The organism is Aquisphaera insulae, from assembly GCF_011064615.1.
Taxonomy (GTDB): domain Bacteria; phylum Planctomycetota; class Planctomycetia; order Isosphaerales; family Isosphaeraceae; genus Aquisphaera; species Aquisphaera insulae.
Genome location: NZ_JAALJH010000053.1, coordinates 16003 through 41728, shown reverse-complemented (window position 1 = coordinate 41728; position 25726 = coordinate 16003). Strand labels below are relative to the sequence as shown.

Sequence of the window (25726 nt, the reverse complement as noted above, 5' to 3'; positions counted from 1 at the left end):
CTTGGTTGGCTATCCGATTTGGGGGTCGTCAGGATCCGGAGAAGTCGCAAAGGGACTCGACGTGAGGCCCGCTGCCGTCGTTCGCCCAGCCGTCGAGCTGGGCGGCATCCTTGAGCTGCTGTCCGCGCTCTCGACGCACGGAGAGGAACGAGCAGTGCAGGTCCGGCAGCGAGGTCAGGTCGCCCCAGAGCTTCTCGAACTGGGCGACCGGGAAGACGTCCTCCTGGCCGTGGCCCCAGCGCCGCTTCACGTCCTTGATGGTGACGTAGGTGGGGACCCTCGCGGCCAGGTTCCGGACGGCCACGGCGACCTTCTCGGGGTGGGACGATAGCTCGTCGCGGGTGAGCTGGAGCGTCTCGAGCAGGCCGTCGATGCGGACCCAGGTCGTCAGCGTGTTGTAATAGCGGAGGGCGAACTCGGTCTCCTCGCGGGGCTGTGCCAGTCCTTCGAGCAGCCGGAGCCGGCCGGCCACCTTGGCGAGCCCGCCGCCGCGATCCTCGATGCGGCGGGGGATCACCTCGAAGCCCAGGGTGGACCCGCCCTCGACGATCGAGCCGAGGATCCCCGGGTCGAGCGTGGCGCCCAGGGTGTCGATGTTGTGGACCATCAGCCAGTTGAGCCGGGGATGGTCTCGCAGGAGTCGACCGAGGAGCCCGTTGCGGAGCAGGTTGGGGACCTCGTAGAAGTGGCCCGGCGGGTTGAACCGCTGGACCGGTAGGTTGTCGGTATAGTCGTTGCCCTCTCCCTGCGATTTCGCCCACTCCAGGATGGCCTTGCGGCCGGCCTCGCGGACCTTCTGCTTGTTCTCGTCCAGGGTCTCGTGCGTCCCCTCCTCCCAGAGGAAGGTCAGGTCGCGGGCCATGGGGATCAGCCGCTGGCCGATCGACTGGCCGCGGGAGAGATGGACGGGCCCGGGATGGCCGTAGTTCTCGCTCCGTTCGAGGTGTCGCTCGATGGCCGAATGGGTGAGGTAGCTCGTGGTGACGACGTGGGGGATGACGATCCCCAGCCGCTTCATCACGGCGCGCGTCTTCGCAAGGTGGATTTCCAGGAAGCTGCGATGCCGTCCCGCCATCATCACGAACGGATTGACGGCCTTGACCACCCCGGCGCCGGTCGTCCAGCGGCTCCCCACGCCCGCGGCCAGCGTCACGACTGCCACCTCGCCGCAGGCGAGCGCGGCCTCGCCGGCGAGCGTGGTGCCGCGCGTCGCGGGCCGATGGGCCGGGACCAGGTCCGCGTCGTCCACGTCCTCGATCTCGAGGTCAACCGGCAGGCGATTGCGCGCCAATCCGATTCGCCCGCGTTGCAGATCGGATCGAAGTCGCTCGTGCTGCACGGCGTCGAAACCGTTGTCCCGGCGGACCGCCTCGGCCTGCTCGTCCCACTGCTCGGCGGTGGCGTCGCCGGCGGCGCGGGTGACCGGGAAGAGATGGTTCACGGTCGTCCGGAAGACGCCGAGGAGCTGGCCGGCATCCTGCGAGCCATTCGCGAAGCGGTCCACGTCGGCCCGGCGAAGCGACGACAGGCCGGCCCGGTCCGAGGAGATCATCCGCGGTATCTGGAGCGTGTAGTAGCGGGCCGGCATCGTCGCCGCGGGTCCCGTCTCCAGCTCCGCCCAGGATCCCCTGGGGTTGATCCGGAAGTCATAGACCACGGGCTCCATGGCGAAGGGCAGGGCGTCGTCGAGCTCGCCCTTGGCGCGGCGCATCAGGTCCTGGACCTTCGCCTGGAACTCCGCGTGACGGTGGGGCGCGACCATGAAGGCCATGCCCCCGCCGGACATGCCGCCGAGCATCAGGAAGCCCCAGAAGTCGTCGCCGAGCTCCGCCTTCGCCAGGGCGATGATCGACTCCGTGAACGCGTTGGAGACCCAGGGGATGATCCGCTTGAGCGGCCCGTCCCAGTTCGCCGTCGTGTTCCGCCCCAGCGCCTGGACGTCCACCTTCTGGACCGCCTCGACGATCCGCTCGAAGATCCCGAGGGCCTCCTGTCGGGCCTCCCACTCCGCCGGGCCGCGGAGGAGATACTTGGTGGTCACCATGCTGAGGATGGGCCCGACGTTCTGGGCCATCCCGCCGTGGATCAGGATCAGGCTCTTCGCCAGGGCCTCGCGGAAGGCGGCGGGGGAAGTCCCGTTTGCCGTCGATCCCGGGCTCGCCTGTTCGTCGGGCGACTCGTTCAGGAGGCGGTGCTCCGGCAGCAACCTGCCGCGGCTCACCTGCCACTCCGGGTCCCCCTCGCCGGCGGGGACGCCGCGGATCAGCTTGACGCCCGGGAAGATCCCGCCCGAGTCCTGCCAGCCGCCGCCGGAGCCGCCCAGCCATTCGCCGAGGATCGCCCGCGCGACGGCCACCCGCGCCTCGTCGAGCTCGAGCCCCCCCGTGAGATTCCTCGCCTGGCGAGTGGCCCTCATCAGGACCGTGATGAGCGAGGCGAGGAGGTTGGTGGAGACGGCCAGCCGCGAGCCCTTGGGGATGTCGTTGACCTTGCTCACGACCTCGAGGCCGAGGCCGGGGCGGATGACGGCGCCCAGGAGCGGGCCGAGCGGGATGCCGGTCCCCTCGAGCGACGGCGGCACCAGCCCCGATGCGATGATGCCCGCCTTGACCAGCCCCAGGTAGTCGTTGCCGAAATTGAACAGCTCGTCGAGGGATTCCACGTCCTTGCAGGCGTTCAGGTCGATGCTCGTCAGCCTCAGGACCGGCTCGTCGATGACCCGGATCCGCGTCTCGATGGGGGGCCTCGGGGCGTCGTCACGGCCGTGCACGCCGAGGTCCACGGAGATGTTCAGGACCCGGGCACCCTCGGGGTAGTCCATGCCCAGGAAGAAGATGTCCGACCAGCCGCTATGCGAGAGGTCCAGCCGGACCGGCGTCCGCTCGACCAGGATCGGGAACGGAGAATCCGCCCCGCTCCGCTCGAGGAGCCGCGGATGGAGCCGGAGCGGATGCTCTTCGATGCCGCCGACGCGGAACATCCAGCGGTTCCCCCGACAGCTCCGGACCGACTTCCGGACCTGGTCGGCGAGGGTCTGGAAGGCGACCTGGTCGTAGGCGAGGGCCAGCGCGCTGGCGATCGCGCCGTCGGGCCCGCACTCCCGGGCCGCGCGACGGAAGGCGGTGATCGCCTGCTCGTAACGCCGCTCCATGAGGTCGGTGAAGCCCCGGAACGGGATCCGGCCGGTGGCCCGGACCCCGGGATCCTCCTGGATCTGATAGCGATAGAGCGCGTGCAGGAAGAGCGAGGCGCGGACCCGTTCGTAGAGGTTCTCGCTCGACTGGCGGAACGCCTCGAGCTCCTCACACGCCTCGAGGGTCTCGCCAAGGTCGCAGGCACGCGCCAGCGAGAGGACCGAGCGATCGCGGATCGCCGGGTCGGTGCGGGTGATCGTCTCGATCAGCAGTCGTCCGAGTTGGCTCATGATCGGTGGGAATTCTGCTCGAAGACCGCCAGGGAGCCCGCCAGCACGGCGAGGATTCGCTCTCGATCCAGGCCCGCCATGGCGAGGGCGATCTGGGCCTCGATGTTGCCGAATTTGACGCCCAGGTTGAACCGGGATCCGCGAGTCTCCAGCGCCAGGTATCGCTCGCGGCGGGCCAGCTCGTTGAGGGCCGACGTGAGCTGGATCTGCCCGAGGTCGCGTACGTTGCGGCGGACCAGGTCGCCAAGGATGTCGATGACCGTGCTGGTCAGCACGTGCATCCCGAAGAAGCAGAGGTAGTGCCCGGCCCGCAGCCCCGGCACGTGGAGGCGGAGCTCCGCGAGGGTCGGGTTCGGCTTCTCGATGATCTCGTCGATCGTGTAGACGTCGGATCGCTGCGGCAGTCGGCGGCCGGCCAGCGTGCCGTACTGGTGGATCAGGTGCTCTCGCGTTGCCTGGACCGCCGAGACCGCGCAATCCTCAGACGCGGCAAGGTCCAGGAGCTGCCTGGCACATCGGCGAGGCTCGGAGGACACATACAGGTGATCGCTCAGGAGCAGCAGGAAGGGCTGCCCGTCGAGGAACTCGCGTGCGGACCAGACGGCATGACCGTAACCGAGTGCTTCTTCCTGGATCGCGAATCGGAGCCGCTGCTCGAGGTGCTCGACCCGGTCCGCCTGCTCATTGGCCCAGTCCTCGCCCCGGAAGGACGCCCTGAGGTTGGCCGCGTAGCGTCGGAGCTGGCCCCGATAGCTGGACTCGTCCCCCGGGGCGACGACGACGCAGATCTCCTCGATGCCGCTCTCGATCGCCTCCTCGGCGATGACCTGGAGGACGGGCTTGGTCAGGCCGTCTCGATCGACGATGGGGAGCATCGTCCTCTGGACGCCATCCGTCGGCGGATATTGCCCCGCCCCCCGCCCCGCGGCCGTGATCACCGCCTTCGAGAGATGCACGCGAAATCCCCTCCAGCAGAGCCCGCTCCGGGCCTCCGGCCCGAGTCCGATCTGTCCCTATCCCGCCCGCGGCGCGGATTCAGGCACTCAGACTAAGCCCTGTTTCACGGGTCAGCAACCCCGGAGCCTTGACATCCCAGGTCCCAGGGGATAAATTAACTCTCACCCAACCAACAAGATTGGGGATGTAGCTCAATTGGTTAGAGCACCGGCCTGTCACGCCGGAGGTTGCGGGTTCGAGCCCCGTCATCCTCGCTTTCATCCCGCCCCATCGCACCTTTCGGTGCCCTCTCTCCCATCATCCGATTCGCGAGACGGTCACCACCCATCTGATCGAGCCTCTCGAATCAGAAGGTGAAGCAACGGGGCAGGATTTCCAGGCTCGGACAATCGCGAGGATTCCTTCATCGAATCCTCTCCCTGTTTCGGCCCGTCAGGTCTTGAAGCGGCGACGCCTCTGCCACCATAATTCATGATTCCTCATGGAAGCCAGCGCCAAGGCGGCGCCGAGTCCGTCCCCCCCTTCGAGGCGAATCGTCCGGCGACTCTTTCGCGTCGACCGGCACCGGGAGAATCCAGTCCACAGATGTACGTACCAACAAAGCTGTTCTTCACCAAGGGCGTGGGCACCCATCGGGAGAAACTGACGAGCTTCGAGCTGGCCCTCCGCGACGCGCGCATCGCCTGCTACAACCTGGTCCGCGTCTCGAGCATCTTCCCGCCCCGCTGCAAGGAAATCTCGATCGACCAGGGGCTCAAAAGCCTCCAGCCCGGCCAGATCGTCCACGTGGTCATGAGCGAGAGCGCCACCGCCGAGCCGAATCGGCTGGTCGCGGCGAGCGTGGGGGTTGCCATCCCCAAGGACCGGGACACCTTCGGCTACCTCTCCGAGCATCACTCCTATGGTCAGACCGCGAAGATCGCCGCGGACTACGCGGAAGACCTCGCGGCCGAGATGCTCGCCACCGTGCTGGGGGTCGAGTTCAATCCCAACAGCTCCTGGGACGAGAAGCGCGAGATCTGGAAGATGGCCGACGTGATCGTCAAGACCAAGGAAGTGACCCAGACGGCCGTCGGGCACAAGGACGGGCTCTGGACCACCGTCGTCGCGGCGGCGATCCTGCTACCCTGAGCGGCGATCCCGGCTCCGCGTCCTCTCGGTCCTCCTCTCCCTCGGTTCCCATCGGCGCGCGAATTCATGGCCAAGAAGAAGAACTACCTCAACAAGATCAGCAAGCATCGCATCGCGCCTCCCGCCGTCACGGGGCGGGAGTCCGCGGCCGACCTCATCGAGGAGACCTTCCTCAGCTACAACGGCGGCCGGCTCCGCGAAATCTGCCAGGTCTTCACCCGCAAGCTGCTCGAGCCCGACTGCACGGTCGGGCTGACCGTCTCCGGGGCCCTCACGCCGGCGGGGCTCGGGATGAGCTGCCTGATCCCCCTCATCAAGGCGGGATTCGTGGACTGGATCGTCTCGACCGGGGCCAACCTCTACCACGACACGCACTACGCGCTCGACCTGCCGCTGCACCAGAGCCGCCCGCACCTGGACGACTTCGCCCTCCGGCAGAATGACGTCATCCGGATCTACGACATCGTCTTCGATTACACCACGCTCCTGGACACCGACGCCTTCTATCGGGAGATCATCAAGGATCCCGCCTTCGGGCGGAGCATGGGCACGGCCGAGTTCCATCACGAGGTCGGCCGCTACCTCCACGCCCGGGCCGAGACCCTGAAGCGTCCCGCCAATAGCCTGCTCGCCGCCGCCTACGAGGCGGCGGTCCCCGTCTACACGTCCAGCCCCGGCGACAGCTCGATCGGCATGAACCTCGCCGCGCTCAGCCTCCAGGGCGGCAAGCTCCAGATCGACACCCTGCGCGACGTCAACGAGACGGCGGCCATCGTCTACAACGCCAAGAAGGGGGGCGGCAAGTCGGGCGTCCTCATCCTGGGCGGAGGCAGCCCCAAGAACTTCATCCTCCAGACCGAGCCGCAGATCCAGGAGGTCCTCGGGCTCGCGGAGAGCGGCCACGACTATTTCCTCCAGGTCACGGATGCTCGACCCGACACGGGTGGACTCTCCGGCGCGACCGCGAGCGAGGCCATGACCTGGGGCAAGGTCGATCCGGACACCCTGCCGGACAGCGTCACCTGCTACACCGATTCCACCATCTTCCTCCCGCTGTTGACCGCCTACGCGCTCGCCCGTCATGAGCCGAGGCCGCTCAAGCGACTTTACGACCGCCGGACCAAGGACTACGCGGCGCTCCGCAAAGACTACAAGGCTCGCGGCGAGGCCGCGCCGGACCTCACCGCCCGGAAGAAGCTCGATTGACCGTCCCAGGGCGTTCGATTGACACGAGGATGATCCGCATCGATCCCGATCGTCCCGACCCGGAGATCGTGGCCGAGGCCGCGGCGATCCTCCGGCTCGGCGGGCTCGTGGCGTTCGCCACCGAGACCGTCTATGGTCTCGGGGCCGTCGCCACCGAGCCGGCCGCCGTGGGGCGGATCTTCGAGGCCAAGGGCCGGCCCTCGTTCAATCCGCTGATCGTCCACGTCGACGGCGTGGAGCGGGCTCGCGAGTGCGCGGCGAGCTGGCCCGACGCCGCCGACCGCCTGGCCGCGCGGTTCTGGCCGGGTCCGCTGACCCTGGTCCTGCCGCGATCCGCGAGGATCCCGGACGAGGTCACCGCCGGTCGGTCGACCGTGGCGATCCGATCTCCGGCCACGGCCGTGGCGCGGGCACTCATCGCGGCCGTCGGCCTTCCACTCGCGGCTCCGAGCGCCAATCGCTCGAACCGGATCTCGCCGACCCGGGCCGAGCACGTCCTCGAGGAGCTCGACGGACGCGTCGAGCTGATCCTGGACAGCGGGCCGACGAGGCTGGGTCTCGAGTCGACGGTCCTCGACCTGACGTCCTCGACTCCGGTCATCCTCCGGCCCGGGCCGATCGGGCTGGCGGAGATTCGCAGCGTCCTCGAACAGGTCCCGGTTGTGGAGGCCGGCGAAGGATCGCATTCGGACTCGCCCGCGAGCCCGGGGATGCTGCCGGTCCATTATGCGCCGAGGACTCCCGCATACCGCCTCGAGCCGGGCGACGGAATTCCCGCCAGGAGTTGGACAGCTCGAAGTGCGCTCCTGATCCTGGGGAGCCACGGGGCCGAACAGTGGCCCGACTCGCTCCCCCGGATCATCCTCTCCCATCCGATCGCGGCGGCGCGAGATCTCTACGCGACGCTTCGCGAGCTCGACTCGCGAGGGCTCGGTGCGATATTCGTTGCCATGCCTCCCGCCGTCGCCGAGTGGGCGGCCGTGCGCGATCGGCTCCTGCGCGCGACCAGGCCGCTAGTCGAACAGCCTCCGCTGGATGTCGACGATTGAGATCGGCAGCTCGGGCTCCGGCTCCGAGAGGCCCAGGTGGCGGTACGCGAGGGCGCAGGCCTGACGGCCGCGGGGGGTCCGGACGACGAACTCGCGGCGAAGGAGATAGGGCTCGACCTCGTCGCGGAGCGTGTCGACCGCGACGTTCATCGTCGCGGCCAGCGCCTCGACGCCGGTCGGTCCCCCGTGGAAGACGCGGATCAGGGTGTCGAGGTAGCGGCGATCCTGCTTGTCCAGGCCCTCGGCGTCGATCTCCTGCATGTCGAGGGCGTCACGGGCGATGGACGGCGTGACGACGCCGTCGGCGCGCGCCAGGGCGAAATCGCGGACCCATCGCAGGCGGGCGTTCGCGATCCGGGGCGTCCCCCGGCAACGGCCGGCGAGTTCCCAGGCGGCCTCCAGCGAGATCTTGGTCCGGAGCTTCTCGGCGTTGACCGTGATGATGGTGGCAAGGTCTTCCCGATCGTAAAACTCGAGATGCTCGTGCATGTGGAACCGCTCGCGGAGCGGCCCGGAGAGCATGCCGCTGCGCGTGGTCGCGCCGATGATGGTGAACTTCTTGAGCGGCAGGTTGATCGTCCTGGCGGACATCCCCTCTCCCAGGACCACGTCGACCCGGAAGTCCTCCATCACCGGGTAGATGAACTCCTCGACGGCGCGGGGCAGGCGGTGGATCTCGTCGATGAAGAGGATCGAGCCCTCGGCCGCGTTCGTGAGGTAGGGCATCACGTCCATCTTCTTGTCGAGCGCCGCGCCGCTCGTAATGCTCAGCTCGACCCCGAGCTCGTTGTGGAGGACGGTGGCGAAGGTCGTCTTGCCCAGCCCCGGGGGCCCGTCGAAGAGGATGTGGGGCAGCGGCTCGCCGCGCATCCGGGCGGCCAGGAGGGCGATCGACAGCCGCTCGGCCACGGCGCGCTGGCCGACCACCTCCGCCAGCCGCTGGGGGCGGAGCTTGTCCTCGACGGGATCGTGGGGGCGTGGCTGGCGGGACGAAAGTCCCTCCGTCGCCTCCGGCTCGACCGGTTCGGGGCCGTCGTCGGGATTCCCCTTGATGATGCGCTCTCTCATGTTTGCCTCGAATCGTGTCGTGGTCCGGCCGAGGGGCACGCCCGTGCTCTCAATCCCGACTCTGGTGGTAGATGGCTTCGATCAGCTCCGCCACGGACTTGAACTTTTTCTTGCCCGCCGCGGCGAGCGCCCGGTCGAGGACCTGGCGGGCCTGGCTCTCATTGTGGCCGACCGAGAGCAAGGTCTCGTAGGTGTCGCGGATCACGTCCGGCTCCGCCGTCGGCGGGGATCCGTTGGTGCCGACGCCGTGCTTCTCGTCGGCCGCGTCCTGATTGACGATCAGGGCGAATTTGCCGACCTTGCGCCGGAGCTTGGCGACGATCCGCTCCGCGGTCGCCTCGCCGATGCCGGGGAAGGTGGCGAGCATCTTCACGTCCTGGTCCTCGATCGCGCGGGCGAGCTCGCGGACCGGCCGCACCATGGCCCGCAGCGCCTTCCTCACCCCGACTCCGTCCACCGAGCAGAAGGTGTCGAAGAACTCTCGGTCCAGGGGCGAGAGGAAGCCGATGAGCCGGGGCAGCATCCGCCCCCCCATCGCGTTCCCCTCGATGTAGAACATCGTGTGCAGCGCGATCATCTCGCCGATCCGCCCCTGCACCTGCCTGCGGGTGTGCTCGGGGATCAGGACCTCGATCTCGACGGGCTCCAGCGCGAGCGTGAGCGCCTCCTCTCCGACCGTCCGCAACGTCCCCCGGATGTGCGTGATCAACGACCCTCGTCCTTTCTCCCATGCGATCGGGCGATCTGGGTTTTTGTTCAGTAATTATGGCTCACGCTCCGTCGATGATCAAGGCCATCGAGTGGATCTCCGAAACGGCTCGCGCGGTCGCGCCCCGATCCGGCGATCGCGGTCCGCGAGTCGCGCGAACCGGACCCGCGCGAGAAGCGCGCGTCGTCGCGGCGACGTCGTCGGCGAGCTGGCCGACTGCGGCCAGCTCGCGCCGATGCCGCGAGTCGTCATTTTCTTCGGATCCGAGGCGCCGACAAGGCCGAACTCGCGCGGGCCGCTACCGCGCCGCGCGCGCCGCTCGCGCGGCCCTCGCAGTACGCTCGCGCGACGGCGTGGTCATCGCGAGGATTCCCAGCAATTTACGGGACGAGACGCACATCAAACTTCAGACTAACATAAAAGGTTATCAGGATTTCACAACGCGCTTGCAGTGTTTCGTTTGATAATGCGACACGTAACATTCGCCAGAAACTCAAAAAAAACGCAGAAAATCCTCGAAATTGCCCGATCTTCCTCTTCCACTGATTCAAAGATCTGGTATGAATTGGCGCAGGGACCGCTCGATCAGAGTTGGTCGAAGACAGACGAACATGTTTAGCAACGAGGAGAGAGCGATGGCTGTCAAGAAGTCGGCCGCACCCAAGACCGCCGCCCCGAAGAAGCCCAAGGCGACCGTCAAGAAGGCCGCACCGAAGAAGGCCGCCCCCAAGGCCGCCGCGGTGAAGAAGGCCGCCCCCAAGGCCGCCGCGGTGAAGAAGGCCGCGCCGAAGAAGGCCGCACCGAAGAAGGCCGCCCCCAAGTTGACCGACGCCCAGGTCACCCTCCTGAGCGAGGTCGGCAGCAAGGGCGAGGCGGGGCTCCTCTCGACCAAGGCCAACGCCCGCTCGCTGACGGCACTCCAGGCCAAGAAGCTGGTCAAGAAGGGCAAGAAGCACGAGGGGCAGTTCTTCTACCACATCACGAAGCTCGGCACGAAGTCCGCCACGCCCAAGGCCCCGGCCAGCGAGCCCTCCTCGGCGTCCTGAGCGATCCGGTCGCGTCGTCACGCGACCCCGGCACTCCCCGGATCGGGGGCGGGCTGGTGGCGAGCGAACATCAAGGCCCGGGACAGTCGCCCGACTGTCGCGGGCCTTGCTCATTGCGGGCGGCAACTCGACCTTGGCGGAAGCCACTCCCGCCGCTAAGATCCTCATGCTCTCGCGCGGCAACCACTCCGCGCGGCCTCCGCGAAGGAACGCGGCGGGCGGGCGCTCGACGATTCCCCAGTCAGGAAGCGGGGCCGTTGCTCATGCCAGATCACGCACGTCGATTCGGGGCGATCGCCCGCTCGGTCAGGCCCCTCTTGCTCGCTTCCTGCCTCGCCACCGCGGGCTGCAAGACGTACGTCGGCACCACGGCCACGAGCTTCCTCGGCCACGTCCGCAACAACCCGGACCCGAACGCCCGATACCTCGCCTATTCCAAGCTCGGCTCGTCGGACGCCTACGACAGCGACGAGCAGAAGGCGGAGGCCGTCCGCACGCTGATCGACAAGTTCGAGAAGGGGCGCGAGCCGATCGCGACCCGCGCGGTCATCTGCCGGTCCCTCGGCGAGCTCCACGATCCCCGGGCCCACGACACGCTGGTGAAGGCGGTCAGCAGCCCCGACGCCGTGATCAAGATCGAGGCCTGCCGCGCCCTCGGCAAGGTCGGGCAGTCCGCCGACGCCACGGTCCTGGCCCAGGTGATGGCGACCGACAATCTCGAGGACGCGCGGATCGCGGCGATCGAGGGGATCGCCGAGCTGAAGACCAGCGACCCGCGGATCTTCAAGCTGCTCGTCGACAGCATGGAGCACGACGATCCGGCCATCCGCCTGGCGGCGCTCGGCGCGCTGCGGAAGCTGACCGGCAAGGACATGGGGACCGATCCGGGGCCCTGGCGGACCGAGCTGAAGGCGCAGATCGCCGCGGCGGCCTCCCCCGACACGCGCGTCCCGCAGGACGCCCCCGCGCCGGCCGAGGCGAAGGCGATCCCGGAGCTGCTCCGTCGACCCTGAGCGAGTCATCCTCCCGCGTCAGCGACCATCGCTCGCTCCGTCGCGATGGGCCGGTGGCGGATGGGCAGACCTTGACGTCGCCTGCTAAGATACCGAACCGGCCGCGGTCGCGAGGTGTCTCGCCCTTGACGGTGCACCGCGCGCGAATGAGGCGCCGCCCTCTGTACTGAACTTCCACCCCGGTTCCGAAGCCGGATCGATGATGGATAGCCATACCCTCGACCTCCTGGAGTTCGACCGGATCCGCCTGCTGGTGGCGGCCCGAGCGGCCTGCTCCCTGGGCAAGGAGGCGGCGAAGGCCATGGCGCCTTCGAGCGATCCGGGGCGGATCCACGAGCAGATCGCGCTCACGACCGAGATGGCCGACGCGATCCGATCGCGGATCTCGCCCCCGCTGGGCGGACTGCACGACATCCGCCCCCACGTCCGACGCGCCCAGGTCGGGGCGATGCTCGAGCCCGAGGACCTCGCCCAGGTCGCCGAGACCCTGCGGGCCCTCGGATATCTCGACCAGTGGCTCGTCCGGGTGGGCGACCAGTTCCCCCGGCTCGGCGGGCTGAGGCACGGGGTGGGCGAATTCTCGGCCGTGGCGACGACCATCGAGGGCTGCCTCGACACCCGGGCCAAGGTGCTCGACACCGCGAGCCGGCGACTCTCCTCGCTCCGTCGCGAGATCGGGCAGGCGGAGGAGCGGATCCAGGAGACTCTCCGGCGGATGCTCAGGTCCCCGGAGATCAAGCGGATCCTCCGATATCCCAACTTCACGATGGTCGGGCACCACTACGTGCTGCCGATCTCGAAGGACCACCGCGGCGAGGTCCAGGGTTCCGTCCAGCGGACCAGCGCGACGAATGAGACGGTCTACATCGAGCCCGCCGCCATCTCCGAACAGTCGGCCCAGCTCTCCTACCTGAGGTCGCGCGAGGCCAAGGAGATCCGCCGGATCCTCCGGTGGCTGAGCGCCCAGGTGGCCCATGTGGCGGACTCGCTCCTCGATACGCTCCGGATCATGGCCGACGTCGACCTGATCCAGGCACGCGCCCGCTACAGCATCGACTACGCCATGTTTCCCCCCGACATGAATGCCGAGGGGAGATTGGTCCTCCGCCAGGCGCGACATCCCCTGCTCGAGGCGATCTTCCGCAAGGATCCCGCCCTCGATGTCGTCGCGTCGACACCCCCGCACGGGAATCCGATTCCCGCGTCGGACGCCTCCGCCCCGGAGCGTCTCGCGGCGGCCTCCGGCGACGCGTCGCCGTCGGATCCGGTGATCGTCGCTCCGGCCCCGGCACCGATTCCCGCGCCTCGTGCGGTCGTGCCGATCGACATCCACCTCGGCGTTCGCTTCCGGACGCTGGTGGTCACGGGTCCCAACACGGGCGGCAAGACCGTCGCCCTGAAGACGGTGGGATTGCTGGCCGTGATGGCCCAGAGCGGACTGCACGTCCCCGCGGGGGAGGGCTCTCAGTTGCCCGTCTTCGATGCCGTGCTCGCGGACATAGGCGACGAGCAGAGCCTGGAGCAGTCCCTCTCCACCTTCTCCTCGCACGTCCGGCGTATTTCTGAGGTCCTTTCCGGGGCGACGGAGCGCTCGCTCGTCCTGCTCGACGAGGTGGGGGCCGGGACCGATCCGGCCGAGGGCGCGGCGCTCGGCTGGGCGATCCTGGACGAGCTCGACAGCATCGGCTGCAACGCGATCGTGACGACTCACATCGGCGAGCTGAAGTCGTACGCCATGGGGAACGGCCGGGCCGAGAATGCGGCCGTCGAGTTCGACGTCGAGACCCTCCAGCCCCGCTACCGGGTCCACATCGGCGACGTGGGACAGTCGAATGCCCTGCGGATCGCCCGCCGATTGGGCCTGCCGGAACACATCGTCCGCCGGGCGGAAGGCTACCGGGAAAAGCACCAGGGGGCCTCCTCGTCGGCCCCCGAATGGGAGCTGATCCAGAAGCTCCGCAAGGAGGCCGAGGACGCTCGCCAGTCCGCCCTCGCGGCCCAGGCGGAGGCCGAGAGATCTCGCGAGGCCCTGGCCCAGCGGCTGGCCGACCTGCAGCGCGAGGCCCAGCGTGAGGAGTCGATCGCGGACGCCCGCGCGCGGCTCCAGCCGGGGGATCGCGTGGTGGTCCCGAGGCTGGGCTACGACCGGCCCGGCCGGATCGTGAAGCTCGACCCCCGGAAGAAGACGGCCGTGATCGCCATCGGTCACGTGACCTGGGACGTGGCCATCGACGAGCTCATTCCCCAAGTCGCCCGCACTCCGGACGAGTCGCCGCGAGGGCAGCAGCCGACTCGCTCGACCAAGCCGAAGGCGTTCCGATCGCTCGACGACTTCGAGTGACCGGCCGGGACGTCACGACTTCGATGGCGGCTGAGCGGTCACGCGCTCGATCTCCGGCGGCGGTGGCATGGGGGTCTTGAGGAAGAGTACGCCGAGGGGCGGCACCCGGAGGGAGAGGTGATACGGCTTGCCGGCATGCGGCTCCGGCACGGCGTAAACCCCGCCCTGGTTGCCGACGTTCGACCCCCCGTAGTGGCCGGCGTCCGTGTTCAGGACCTCGCGGTAGAACCCCTCAACCGGGACGCCGATCCGGTAGTTCTCGCGGACGACCGGCGTGAAGTTGCAGATGACGACCATGGAATCCTTGCTGTCACGGGCGCGGCGGAGGAAGGCGAGGACGCTGTTCTCCCAGTCGTGGAGCTCGAGCCACTCGTACCCCTGCCAGTCGAAATCCACCTCGTGGAGCGGTTTCTCGGCGACGTAGAGCGCATTCAGGTCGCAGATCAGCTTGAAGATTCCCTGGTGGTCTCCCCACTGGAGCAGGTGCCAGTCCAGGCTCTCGTCGTGGTTCCACTCCCGCCACTGGGCGATCTCGTCCCCCATGAACAGGAGCTTCTTGCCGGGGTGGCCGTACATGTAGCCGTACAGGAGGCGAAGGTTCGCGAACTTCTGCCAGAGGTCGCCCGGCATCTTGTCCAGGAGCGAGCCCTTGCCGTGCACCACCTCGTCGTGGGACAGGGGGAGGATGAAGTTCTCCGTGAACGCATAGATCATGCTGAAGGTGAGCGCCCCGTGCTCGTACTTGCGGAAGACCGGATCCTTCGACATGTAGCGGAGGGTGTCGTTCATCCACCCCATGTTCCACTTGAGGCTGAATCCGAGCCCGCCCAGATAGGTCGGCCGCGAGACGCCGGACCAGCTCGTGGATTCCTCCGCGATCGTGAGGATGCCCGGGTGCTCCTGGTGGCAGATCTCGTTGAGCCGCTTGAGGAAGTCGATCGCCTCCAGGTTCTCGTTGCCGCCGAACATGTTGGGGACCCAGTCGCCCGGCTTCCGCGAGTAGTCGAGGTAGAGCATCGAGGCCACCGCATCCACGCGGAGCCCGTCCAGGTGGTAGCGATCGAGCCAGAAGAGGGCATTGCCGAAGAGGAAGTTCCGGACTTCCGCCCGGCCGTAGTTGAAGATCTTGGTCCCCCAGTCGCGATGCTCGCCCAGCCTGGGATCGGCGTGCTCGTAGAGGTGAGTCCCGTCGAAGAAGCCCAGCCCGTGCAGGTCGCTGGGGAAGTGAGCGGGGACCCAATCCAGGATCACGCCGAATCCGTTCCGATGCATCGTGTCCACGAAGTAGGCGAAGTCGTCCGGCGAGCCGTGTCGCGACGTCGGCGCGAAGTAGCCGACAGGCTGATAGCCCCAGCTCCCGTCGAAGGGGTGCTCCGTGATCGGCAGCAGCTCCACGTGCGTGAAGTGGGTGTGCTGGAGGTGGGCCACCAGGTCGTGGGCAAGCTGGCGATAGGTGAGGAAGCCCCCGGCCTGGTCCCACTGCTTCTTCCAAGAGCCGAGATGGACCTCGTAGACCGACAGCGGCCGGTCCAGGCCCTGGCGGCTGACGCGATTCGCCATCCAGTCCTGGTCGCCCCACTGGTACCGTGACAGGTCCCAGACGACCGAGGCCGTCTTGGGCCGGACCTCCGCGGCGAAGCCGTATGGGTCGGACTTCTGGACGAGGTAGCCGTTGTTCCGGCTCCGGATCTCGAGCTTGTAGACCTCGCCCTCGCAGAGGTCCGGGATGAAGATCTCCCAGATCCCGGTGGCGCCTCGATTCCGCATCTGGTGGCGGCGGCCGTCCCAGTGGTTGAAGTTCCCGACCACGCTCACGCGCTGGGCGTTCGGCGCCCAGACGGCGAAATGGACGCCGCTGAACCCCTCGTGCATGCGGAGGTGTGCCCCCAGCCGGTCGTAGTTCCGGAGGTGAGTCCCCTCGCCCAGGAGGTGAAGGTCGAAGTCCGTGAGGACCGGGCCGAACTGGTAAGGGTCGACCTGTTCCCAGGCGTGCTTCTCGAAGTTCTCGATCCGGAGGCGATAGCGCGGAGTCGCTTCGCGATCGGGGAGGACGACCTGGAAGAATCCGTCCGGGTGGAGCTTCTCCATCGGGACCGGCACGCCCGGCTCCCCCTTCTCGAGGTCGATCAGCTCGGCCTCGACGGCCTCGGGCAGGAAGGCGCGGACGACCCAGCCCTTGCTCCGCCCGTTCGCGGCCTCGAGCCGGTGGGGCCCGAGTATGGTGAAGGGATTCCAGTGCTCCGCGTGGACGATCAGGTCGACGTCGGCCTGCGACGTAATCCGCGACTCTTCGGTTGATACTGCCATGATGTCCCACCCACAGTCCGATCCGATCGCGGATCCCACCGGTTCAGCCACCCCGCTCCGCGCCCATATTTAGCTCGATAGCACGGAGCATGCAATGTCGATCCCGAGGATCATGGGATCCTTCCGCACATTTTGCGCCACGGTCGGACCCCATGATAGCCCGCGGTCGGGTCATCGCCTCGAATGCCGGCGTGGCATGCGGGTGGCCGGCGAGATCCTCAGCGTGCCGGGACGGAACTCGATTCCGGGGTGGCGAGCGACTTCAGAGCAAGCATCCGATCCAGGGCCGCCCGGGCGTGATGGGCGGTCTCGGGCGGAACCTTGATCCGATTGACGGGAGTGCCCTGGACGAGATTCTCCAGGCACCAGGCCAGGTGCGGCAGGTCGATCCGATACATCGTGGCGCACATGCAGACCATCGGCGAGAGGAAATGGATCGCCTTGTCGGGATGCGCGGCCGCCAGCCGATGGACCAGATGCAGCTCGGTGCCGATCGCCCACGAGGAGCCGGCGGGCGCCTGCTCGATCGTCTTGAGGATGAACTCGGTCGAGCCGACGATATCCGCCTGGTCGACGACCTCCATCATGCATTCGGGATGGATCAGGATCTTGATCCCGGGGAACTGCCGGCGAAACTGGGCGACGTGCGCGGGCTTGAACATCTGGTGGACGGAACAATGCCCCTTCCAGAGGATGACGCGTGAGGCGTTCAGCGCCTCGGGTGTATTGCCCCCCAGCGGCAGCCGGGGATCCCAGACCGGCATCTCCGAGAGGTGAACGCCCATGGCCCTGGCCGTGTTTCGACCCAGGTGCTGGTCGGGGAAGAAGAGGGCCCGCTTGCGGCGGGCGAACGCCCAGTCGAGCACTTCTCGGGCGTTCGAGCTGGTGCAGACGATGCCGCCGTGCCGGCCGCAGAACGCCTTCAGATCGGCCGTCGAGTTGATGTAGGTCACGGGCATGAGGTCGGACGTGTCGAGGACCTCGGCGAGATCCGACCAGGCGGACTCGACCGCGTCCAGGTCCGCCATGTCGGCCATGCTGCAGCCGGCGGAGAGGTCGGGGAGGTAGACCTCCACCTCGGGCCGCGAGAGGACATCGGCCGTCTCGGCCATGAAGTGGACGCCGCAGAAGACGATGGACTTGCAGGTCTCGCTGCGGGCCGCGAGCTGACTGAGGCGGAGGCTGTCGCCCCGCAGGTCCGCGAACCGGATGACCGGGTCCTGCTGGTAGTGATGGCCGAGGATGAGCAGGGAATCCCCGAGCCGTTCCTTCGCCAGCCGGATCCTGGCCTCGAGCTCGTCGTCGGGCAGGCCGCGGTAGGGATCGAACGGGAGTGAGGCCGACACGGGTTCCGCGAGGAGGCTGGAAGTCATGAAGGTCCGTCCGCTTTGGCCGGGTGCGACCGGCGTCGCAGCGCCCGAAGGTCGAGTCGCATACCGTACGTCGCTTCATTATAGGCGCGGCCGGGGAGCCAGTTGAATATTTGGCGGCCCCCGGCCCTCCCTTGTGACCCCGTGTCGTTTTGATCATGCTAGGAGTCGCGGCGGATCCAGGCAGAGGCACCCCATCGCTGGAAACCCCGGGATGGCAGAGAACGTCACCGTGCTGATCGTGGACGACAGCGCGGGCGACCGCGCGCTCTTCCGGACCATCATGACGCGAGGTGGGTACACGGTCCAAGACGTCTCGAGGGGGCGGGATGCCCTCCCCAAGGCGCTCGAGATGCGGCCTCACATCATCGTCCTGGATGTCAACCTGCCGGACATGGACGGCCTGGCCGTCTGCCGGGAAATCCGCGGCAACGGCCTGCTGGCCAACGTTCCGGTCCTGATGCTCACGGTGCGGCACGACGACGCCGACGTGCTCGCGGGATTGGAAGCCGGCGCGGACGATTACGTCGCCAAGGATTCGGCCCCGGAGCTCGTCCTCGCCCGGGTCAAACGGCTGGTCCAGTACCAGCAGTTGCTCAGCCTGACGATGCTGAACCGCCAGCTCGTGCAGGCCGGCCGCCTCCTCGCCGGGATCATCCATGAGATCCGGGGCCCGCTGTCGGTGATCCGAGGGAGCGCGGAGCTCCTGCGGATGGGCAACGGGACGGAGCCTCACGATCCTCAATGGGTGGATTCAATCCTCCGAGGGATCCAGCTCCTCCAGGTCCGGCTGGATCACCTGATGGCGATGGTCCGATCGGGCCCCCCCCAGCTTCAGTCCGTCGACGCGGCGGCCGTGGCCAGGGAGGCCGTCGACCTCTTCTCCAAGGGGCTATCGCCGAGCGTCCGCGGGATCACCTTCGAGGTCTGCTGCCGCGGCGAGTCGGGGCCGATCGCTCGGGGAGACGCCGGGCGGATCATCCAGGTGCTGATCGACCTGCTCAGCAATGCCCAGCAGGCCATCGCCGGGATCCGGACCACCGGGAAGGTCCAGGTCGCGGTCGAGACGGCGGATCAGGAGGGTCCCTGGGTGAAGCTGGAGGTCCGCGACGACGGGCCGGGGATCCCGGAGAGCCACCTCGGCCGCATCTTCGAACCCTTCTTCACCACCAAGGAAGGCGGGACCGGCTACGGCCTCCACCTGGCGTCGGAGATCCTCAAGGAGCAGGGGGGCAGGCTGACGGTCCAGAACAATCCGGAGGGAGGCGCCTGCTTCTCGATCTGGCTCCCGCGCGACGGCGCCGTCGCGACCGAGAAGGCCGTGGACGGATGAGCCCCGCGTCGGGATCGGCGAGTGACGGCTCGCGCGATCGGACGGCGATCGCCCCGATCCTCATCTCCCTGGGCTGGCTCCTCCTGGTCGTCCCGACCGCGCTCCGGCTCGATCCCGAGGGGCGGAGGCTGGTGCTGCTGGCGTCCTCGCTGCCGATCGCCTGGACCTGGGCGATCCGATCCTGGGAACGCTTCTCCCGGGCCGGGCGGACCGGCTACTTCCCGGTCGACACGCCCGCGGAGCCGACCCAGGCGGCTTCCGCGTCCCACGCCCAGCCGATCGCGTCGGGCTCCGGCGAGCTCGCCATGACCCGCAGCGGCCTGTACGCCTCGATGCCGGTCGACGATCCCTCCTCCGCGGACGATTCCAGGACCGGCGAATTCGCGATCACGGATATGGTCAACCGCCTGGATCCGGTCGACTTCCGCTGGCTGGATTCCAGCCTCGCGGAGCAGGAGTTCCTCGGCTGGTCGCTCTCGGAGCTGGAGGATCTGTCCTTCCTCCAGGTGATCCACCCGGATGACCGGGAGCGGGCGAGGGACGCCCTCGAACAGGCGATCATCCGCGGCGATTCGCACGGTCACATCTTCCGGATCAAGACCGCCCTGGGAGAGACCAAGGCGGTCGAGTTGAACGCGAGCGCGCGATACAAGGCAGGGCAGCGACTCTCCTACCTCCGATGCCACCTCTCCGACGTGACCGAGAAGATCCGGTCCGAGCGGGAGCTCCGGCTCCGGAGCCGGGAGCTCATCCGACTCAACGAGCAGCTTCGCGGCATCAATCGCCAGCTCGAGGAGCTGAAGGACCGGTACTCGGAGCTCTACGACGACGTGCCGACGATGTGCTTCAGCCTCGACGACCGGGGGCGGATCATCGAGTGCAACCGGACCTTCCTGGCGACCGTCCGGCTGCGCCGCGAGGAGGCGCTCGGGCGCAGCTTCTTCACGTTGCCCCACCCCGACGACGACGAGCGGATCCATGCCATGTTCGCGGAAGTGTTCAGGAAGGGGACTATCGAAGGGGAAGGGAGATGGATCGTCGCCGGGGGGCAGACCATCGAGGTCTGGTTTCGAGGGACCGTGTCCCGGGCTCGGAGTGAGTCTCACGCCCAGGTGCGATGCGTGGCGGAAGACGTGACGGCGAAGCACCGCCTGGAATCGGAGATCCGCGCGACCAATCGCTCGCTGGCGGTCGCCAACGCCGAGCTCTCGCTACGGAATCAGGAGCTCGACGAATTCGTATACGTCGTCTCCCACGACCTCCAGGAACCCCTCCGGACCTTGCAGGTCTTCTCCGATTTCCTCCTCCGCGACCATGCCGACCAGATCGAGCCCGAGGGCCGACAGTTCATCCACTACCTGGCCGACGCCTCGCGACGGCTGCAGGCGATGGTGTACGGGTTGTTAAACCTGGCCCGGGCCGGGAAGCTTGACCGTGAGATCGGCGACATCTCATTCCACGAGCTGATCGACATCGTCAAGGCCGACCTGTCCGCGCGGATCCGCGATCGCAGGGCCGAGGTCCTCGTCGAGGGGGCGGACGTCTCGATCCGAGGGGAGCAGTGGAGGCTCCAGCGTCTGTTCACGAACCTCATCAGCAACGCCATCAAGTACAACCAGAGCGAAGCACCTCGGGTCGTCGTCGGCGCGACCGCCGATCCCGGGCGGCCTCCCGATGAGGGAGAGGCCGGGCCGGATGGCTCCTCGATGGTCCGCCTGTTCGTCCGTGACAACGGGATCGGCATCGATCCCCGGAACCACCAGAAGATCTTCCACATCTTCCGCCGGCTGCACTCGTCGGAAGAGTACGAGGGGATCGGCGCGGGGCTCGCGATCTGCGCCAAGATCGTCCAGTCGCACGGCGGCCGGATCTGGGTCGAGAGCCGCCTCGGGGAGGGGGCCACGTTCTACGTGACCCTCCCCCGCTCGCCGGAACGGCCCGCCGGGGCCGAGCCGGCCGTCGACCGCGACACGGCCTGACCCCCCGACAACACCGGGCCCGTGCAGGACCGACCGCGGTTCACGCACCGTTGTTCCGCGACCGATCGGCCCTCATCGACTCGGCCAGCCTTCGGAGTCCCTCCTCGATGCTGACCGTCGGCGTGTAGCCGAGGTCGCGTCGGGCCGCGGCGAGATTGTACCAGTGGGCGGTGGACAGCTCGCGGGCCAGGAATCGCGTCATCCGTGGCTCGCCGGCGAGTCGAAGCGTGCCGTATACGGCCTCCATCAGGCCGCCGATCGCGATGGCCAGCGGTCGGGGCACGGCCTTCCGGACGGGGGGAAGGCCGGCGATCTCGAGGAATTGATTGACCATGTCCCAGAGGGGAACGGGCTGGTCCTGGGCGATGAAGTAGGCACGGCCCGCGATCGGCGAGCCCGGCGCCAGCCGCTCGCCGGCAAGCACGTGCGCGAGCGCGGCGTTGTCGAGGTAGGTGAGGTCGATGAGCGGGTTCTTGTCGCCGATCCGGAAGAGCCTCCCGGCGCGGGCCCGATCGAAGACCCTGGGGAGGATGTTGTTGTCTCCCGGTCCCCAGATGAGATGCGGGCGCAGCGAAACGGTGGCCAGGGAGGCGTCGTTGCTGGCCAGGACGAGCTTCTCCGCGATGGCCTTGGTGGCCGGATAGGCGGCGTCGTAGTGGTCCGCGTAAGGGGCGGTCTCATCCACGCCCTCGAGGTCATGGCCGGTGAAGACGACGCTCGGCGAGCTCGTGTAGATGAGCCGCGGCACGCGATGCTCGCGGCAGGCGGCCACGACGTTCTGGGTGCCGACCACGTTCGTCCGGTGATAGGACGAATAGGCCCCCCAGATCCCGGCCATCGCCGCGACGTGATAGACCGTGTCGCAGCCGCGGACCGCCTGGGAGACCGCGGCGGGATCGGCGATGTCCCCCTGGATCTGCTCCACGCCGATCTCGTCCAGGGCTGGGTGCCGGGTCCTCGCCAGGGAGCGGACAGCCCGGCCCTCCGCGCGGAGCATCCTCGCCACCGCCGAGCCGAGGAATCCCCCCCCACCCGTGATCAGGACTCGGCCCCGATCGTCCTGGCTCATCGACCCTTCCTCCCCGCCCAGATTGCGAGCTTCTCCCGATGAATCTTCGAGTTGTGGCGGATGTCCACCGGGAACGACGGATGGAAGCGGATCTCCTCGATCCGCCGCGTATGGGGGAACCGCGATCCCATCGCCCGCAGTTCCTGACGGACCTTTTCACGCCCCGCCGAATCCAGCCCGGGGAGCGGCTCGACGCAGAGCACCGGGACCACGACATCACGCCGTCGGGCCCCCACGAGCGCCGACCGCACGACGCTCGGGTGGGCGTTGAACACCCCCTCGCAGCAGATCGTGTAGAGCGTCTCGTCGGGCAGGACGACCCGCTGCGACATGCGGCCGCAGAACCAGAGGCGGCCCTCGGCGTCGCGATAGCCGATGTCCCCCATCCGATGAAAGAACGAGCCCCGCGCAGGGGCCGCGATCTTCGCCAAACGGGTGGCCTCGGGGCGTCGGAAATACTCGCGGGTCACGACCGGACCCGAGACGGCGATCTCGCCGAGCTCTCCGTCGTTCACCTCGAGGTCGTCGGTCCAGGTTTCGATCGGGGCGTCGCTGACCCGGATGATGCGGACGTCGAGACCCCTCACGGGGACGCCGACGCAGACGCCCTTGCCCTGCTCGGTCTCGTGCCGCGTCTCCTCCAGGATCTCCCGGCTGCCGATCGAGGCGACGGGCATGGCCTCGGTCGCCCCGTACGGGGTGAAGACCTCCGCGGGGGGCTCGAGGAGTTTCGAGAAGACGTCGAGGACGGCCGGCGAGGCCGGGGCGCCGGCCGTGATCGCGCGGCGGAGCGTGGTCAGCTTCACGCCGCGCTTCGTCGCGGCGGGCCCGACCCGGCGGAGCAGGGCGGGGGAGCCGAAGAGGTTCGTCGGGCCGAAGTCCTCGATCGTCCCAAGCAGGCGGTCCGGGTTCACTCGCGCGGGCCGGGTGAAGTCCATGTCGGGCACGATCGCCGTCATCCCGAGCGCAGGGGCGAAGAGGGCGAAGAGCGGGAACGTGCAGAGGTCGAGCTCGCCCGGCTCGATCGCGTAGAGATTCCGGAAGTGCTCGACCTGGGCCTCGAAGATGCCGTGGGTGTACACGGCCCCCTTGGGCGGCCCGGTGCTGCCGCTCGTGAAGAGGATCGCCGCCACGGCGTCGTCGGCGACGGGCCGGAACGGATCGATCGGGTTCGCCGACTCCGACAGCGACTCCCGGCCCAGGCGGCGGACCTCGTCGAGGGTCCGATGGCCGGTCCAGCGCCAGCCGGGCGCGACCACGAAGACCTCTCGGACGGTCTCACGGCCCCAGCCCAGGACCCGACGAGCGGCGACGGCCCGCGGGATGCCGAAGAAGTAATCGGGCGCCGCCTCATCGAGGCACCGCCCCAGGTTTTTCAGCCCCATGCCGGGGTCGATAAGCACCGGGGGCACTCCAGCCTTGAAGAGGCCGAAGGTGAGCGAGAAGAAGTCGAGCCCCGGCTTCACCATCACCGCCGCCCGCGCCCCCGCGGCCACTCCGGCCACGGCGAGGCCCCGCGCGATCTGGTCGCTATCGCGATCGAGCTGGCGATAGGTCATGTGCTCGTAGAGCACACGTCCGCCGGCCGAACGCCCTCCGGGCACGACCACCGCGTGACGATGCGGCTGGCGGATCGCCATCGCCCGGAGATGCCTGGCGATGTTCGCGGGCTCCTGGACGACCGAAGGCACGAGAGGTGGCTCCTCGAAGGCGGGCTCAACAAAGGAATTCGCGGATCGCGGGGATGAGCGCCTCGGACTCGTCCTCGAGCACGTAATGACCGGCGTCCGGGTAGGCCAGGACCGTCGCCCGCGGGAAGCGTCGGGTCCACTCGTCGAGGAACGTCCCGTCGAAGACGAAGTCCTTCAGCCCCCAACCGACGAGCATCGGCACGTCCGCGAGCAATGGCAGCCGGTCCTGCACCCCGGTGACGAGGTCGTAGCAACGATCGCCGGGGCGGAGCGGAATATCCTGGACGAACCGATGGATCGCGATTCGATGGGCCCACGAATCGTAAGGCGCCGCATAGGCTTCGCGGACGTCGCGCGAGAGCGGGTGTCGCTTGCAGCCGATCCTGGCCGTCCCCCGGACGAAGGCGTTCAATCCACGGACCGCCCAGGCGCCCAGCGGTGTGTCTCGGCAGACCCAGAGGGCCGGCGGGAATGACTTGGCCGCCGGCATGTGGAAGCCCGCCGTATTCATCACCACGAGCCGTGAGATCCGCTCGGGATGGCGAGCCGCGTAGGCCATGCCGATCATCCCGCCCCAGTCGTGGAGCACCAGCGCGATGTCGCGGTCGATCCCCAGCGACGCCAGCAGGGCCTCGAGGTCGTCGACCCGGCTCTCCAGGGTGTAGTCGTAGCGGGCATCGTCCGGCTTCTCGGAAAGCCCGCAGCCGACGTGGTCGGGGACGACCACCCGGCAGGTGGGGCTGAGCGCCTCGGCGAGCCGGCGGAAGTGGAAGGACCAGGTCGGGTTGCCGTGGACCATGACCACGGGGGCGCCCGCGCCCTCGTCCAGGTAGTGGAGCCGGATGCCGTCGCGATCGAAGTCCGCCCCGGGGTGCCGGTCCAGGAATTCCCGGAGGGCGGACGAGCGCGCCGAGATCCGCTCCGCCGCGGCGATCACCATTCCACCCCCAGCATCAGGCAGTTCAGCCCGCTCCCGATGCCGAGGAAGGCCACGCGGTCACCGGGCTGGACGACCTCGCGATCCTCGGCGAGCGCCGCGGTCAGCGGCAGCGAGACGGTGCCCATGTTGCCCAGGTAGGGGAAGGTCGAGAAGTCCTTGTCGAGGCCGATGCCCAGCGAGCGGAGGATCGTATCGCGGTGCGAGGCGCCGACCTGGTGGCAGATGACCCGGTCGATCCGATCCTTCATCCAGCCGAGCTTCCGCAGGAAGGCCTGCCAGGTCCGGATGCCCAGCTCCACCCCGTGGGTGAGCACCGCGGCGGAATCCGTCGACGTGAACTGGAGGAACTGGTGCGAGGCCAGCGGCCGGAGCGCCTCGATCCCCCAGCGGCAGAGGTTGTGGAACTGCGGCGCCGTCTGGGTCACGCCGCCGAGCAGCCGCCGGCTCCGTGCCTTCGAGAACGAGCCGTCGGTCAGGAGCACGGCCACCGCGCCGGAGCCCCCGGTCAGGGTCGCCAGCGAGTACTTGAAGTACTCCATGCGGGGATCCTGGCACATCCGCTCGATCATGATCTCGTTGATCTCGCGGGCCGACTCGCACGACACGACCAGCCCGGCCCGGATCTGGCCGAGCTCGATCCGATTGGCGATCTCGATGATGCCGTTGAGGACGCCCAGGCAGGCGTTGCTGATATCGAAGACCGTCGCCTCCGGGCTGATCCCCAGGTTCGAGGCGACGTGGCAGGCCGTCGCCGGCTCGAAATACTCGCGGCAGACGCCGCCGTAGATCAGGGCGTCGACCTGGTCCGGGCGGATCTCCGCCTGCTCCAGGGCCCGCCGGGCCGCGATGGCCGCGCCGTCGGAGAGGCGGAACCCCTCCTCCCACCACCGTCGCTCCACGATCCCCGTGAGCGACTCGAGCTGACCCGGGCGGAGGTGCAGGGCCTCATAGACCGGGCCGAGTCGCTCCTCCAGCTCGGTCGAGGAGACGACCACCGGGGCGATCTCGTACCCCAGCGCTTCCAGGTAGACCTTCGAGTACTTCATCGACCCGCTTCGATCCCGCTACGAGAGATTCTCATCCCGCCCGGGCG

The 25726-nt window shown here is 68.2% G+C and carries 18 protein-coding genes and 1 tRNA gene; 9 read left to right on the top strand and 10 right to left on the bottom strand.

Annotated features, from left to right (window positions below; translation table 11 throughout):
• Window positions 1-28: 28 nt before the first annotated feature.
• Together G6O54_RS24020 and G6O54_RS24015 are read right to left on the bottom strand one after the other, a co-directional pair.
• Entirely contained in the window at window positions 29-3424 is a 3396-nt protein-coding gene (locus tag G6O54_RS24020) for a UTP--glucose-1-phosphate uridylyltransferase (protein ID WP_165228856.1), read from the bottom strand.
• On the bottom strand, window positions 3421-4380 hold the full coding sequence (locus G6O54_RS24015; protein ID WP_165228854.1) for a sugar phosphate nucleotidyltransferase: 960 nt from the start codon (window positions 4378-4380) through the stop codon (window positions 3421-3423). Before G6O54_RS24015 ends, G6O54_RS24020 begins: the two co-directional genes overlap by 4 nt.
• Window positions 4381-4561: 181 nt before the next feature.
• Here G6O54_RS24015 and G6O54_RS24010 point away from each other — a divergent pair.
• The 4 genes from G6O54_RS24010 (at window position 4562) to G6O54_RS23995 (ending at window position 7767) form a co-directional block, all read left to right on the top strand.
• A tRNA-Asp gene (locus G6O54_RS24010) sits at window positions 4562-4635 on the top strand.
• Window positions 4636-4966: 331 nt separating this feature from the next.
• Window positions 4967-5512: a pyruvoyl-dependent arginine decarboxylase gene (locus tag G6O54_RS24005; RefSeq protein WP_165228852.1), complete on the top strand. Its 546-nt coding sequence runs from the start codon at window positions 4967-4969 to the stop codon at window positions 5510-5512.
• 66 nt (window positions 5513-5578) lie between these two features.
• Window positions 5579-6718 (top strand): homospermidine biosynthesis protein, encoded by a 1140-nt coding sequence (locus G6O54_RS24000; RefSeq protein WP_165228850.1) that lies wholly within the window; start codon window positions 5579-5581, stop codon window positions 6716-6718.
• A gap of 29 nt (window positions 6719-6747) precedes the next feature.
• Window positions 6748-7767, top strand: coding sequence for an L-threonylcarbamoyladenylate synthase (locus tag G6O54_RS23995; RefSeq protein WP_165228848.1), 1020 nt, complete (start codon window positions 6748-6750; stop codon window positions 7765-7767).
• On the opposite strand, the gene ruvB is transcribed toward G6O54_RS23995, so the two are convergent.
• Both ruvB and ruvA read right to left on the bottom strand, forming a co-directional pair.
• Window positions 7732-8835, bottom strand: coding sequence for a Holliday junction branch migration DNA helicase RuvB (ruvB, locus tag G6O54_RS23990; RefSeq protein ID WP_165228846.1), 1104 nt, complete (start codon window positions 8833-8835; stop codon window positions 7732-7734). The genes G6O54_RS23995 and ruvB overlap by 36 nt on opposite strands.
• Before the next feature lie 49 nt (window positions 8836-8884).
• Window positions 8885-9544 carry a Holliday junction branch migration protein RuvA gene (ruvA, locus tag G6O54_RS23985; protein WP_165228844.1) on the bottom strand — a complete coding sequence of 220 codons (660 nt, stop codon included), beginning with the start codon at window positions 9542-9544 and terminating at the stop codon, window positions 8885-8887.
• Window positions 9545-10179: 635 nt separating this feature from the next.
• Here ruvA and G6O54_RS37405 point away from each other — a divergent pair.
• The 3 genes from G6O54_RS37405 to G6O54_RS23970 all read left to right on the top strand — a co-directional run bounded on the left by G6O54_RS37405 (window position 10180) and on the right by G6O54_RS23970 (window position 13944).
• Window positions 10180-10590: a hypothetical protein gene (locus tag G6O54_RS37405; protein ID WP_205679018.1), complete on the top strand. Its 411-nt coding sequence runs from the start codon at window positions 10180-10182 to the stop codon at window positions 10588-10590.
• 263 nt (window positions 10591-10853) lie between these two features.
• Window positions 10854-11603 (top strand): HEAT repeat domain-containing protein, encoded by a 750-nt coding sequence (locus G6O54_RS23975; RefSeq protein ID WP_165228842.1) that lies wholly within the window; start codon window positions 10854-10856, stop codon window positions 11601-11603.
• 199 nt (window positions 11604-11802) lie between these two features.
• Window positions 11803-13944, top strand: a complete 2142-nt coding sequence (locus tag G6O54_RS23970) for an endonuclease MutS2 (protein WP_250847044.1) — start codon at window positions 11803-11805, stop codon at window positions 13942-13944.
• 12 nt (window positions 13945-13956) lie between these two features.
• Here G6O54_RS23970 and glgB read toward each other — a convergent pair whose 3' ends face one another.
• Together glgB and nadA are read right to left on the bottom strand one after the other, a co-directional pair.
• Entirely contained in the window at window positions 13957-16251 is a 2295-nt protein-coding gene (glgB, locus tag G6O54_RS23965; RefSeq protein ID WP_165228840.1) for a 1,4-alpha-glucan branching protein GlgB, read from the bottom strand.
• A gap of 218 nt (window positions 16252-16469) precedes the next feature.
• Window positions 16470-17624, bottom strand: coding sequence for a quinolinate synthase NadA (nadA, locus tag G6O54_RS23960; protein ID WP_165228838.1), 1155 nt, complete (start codon window positions 17622-17624; stop codon window positions 16470-16472).
• Between the two features lie 211 nt (window positions 17625-17835).
• On the opposite strand from nadA, the gene G6O54_RS23955 reads away from it, so the two are divergent.
• A complete protein-coding gene (locus G6O54_RS23955; protein ID WP_165228836.1) occupies window positions 17836-18954 on the top strand; it encodes a response regulator in 1119 nt (372 codons plus the stop codon).
• Window positions 18951-20933: a sensor histidine kinase gene (locus G6O54_RS23950; RefSeq protein WP_165228834.1), complete on the top strand. Its 1983-nt coding sequence runs from the start codon at window positions 18951-18953 to the stop codon at window positions 20931-20933. The genes G6O54_RS23955 and G6O54_RS23950 overlap by 4 nt, the downstream gene beginning before the upstream one ends.
• A gap of 40 nt (window positions 20934-20973) precedes the next feature.
• Here G6O54_RS23950 and G6O54_RS23945 read toward each other — a convergent pair whose 3' ends face one another.
• The 4 genes from G6O54_RS23945 to G6O54_RS23930 are packed head-to-tail and all read right to left on the bottom strand — an operon-like array spanning window position 20974 to window position 25679.
• On the bottom strand, window positions 20974-22002 hold the full coding sequence (locus G6O54_RS23945) for an NAD-dependent epimerase/dehydratase family protein (RefSeq protein WP_165228832.1): 1029 nt from the start codon (window positions 22000-22002) through the stop codon (window positions 20974-20976).
• Window positions 21999-23693 (bottom strand): fatty acid CoA ligase family protein, encoded by a 1695-nt coding sequence (locus tag G6O54_RS23940; RefSeq protein ID WP_205679017.1) that lies wholly within the window; start codon window positions 23691-23693, stop codon window positions 21999-22001. Before G6O54_RS23940 ends, G6O54_RS23945 begins: the two co-directional genes overlap by 4 nt.
• A 25-nt stretch (window positions 23694-23718) precedes the next feature.
• On the bottom strand, window positions 23719-24633 hold the full coding sequence (locus tag G6O54_RS23935; RefSeq protein WP_165228830.1) for an alpha/beta fold hydrolase: 915 nt from the start codon (window positions 24631-24633) through the stop codon (window positions 23719-23721).
• Window positions 24627-25679, bottom strand: a complete 1053-nt coding sequence (locus G6O54_RS23930; RefSeq protein ID WP_165228828.1) for a 3-oxoacyl-ACP synthase III — start codon at window positions 25677-25679, stop codon at window positions 24627-24629. The genes G6O54_RS23935 and G6O54_RS23930 overlap by 7 nt, the downstream gene beginning before the upstream one ends.
• Between the last annotated feature and the right edge of the window lie 47 nt (window positions 25680-25726).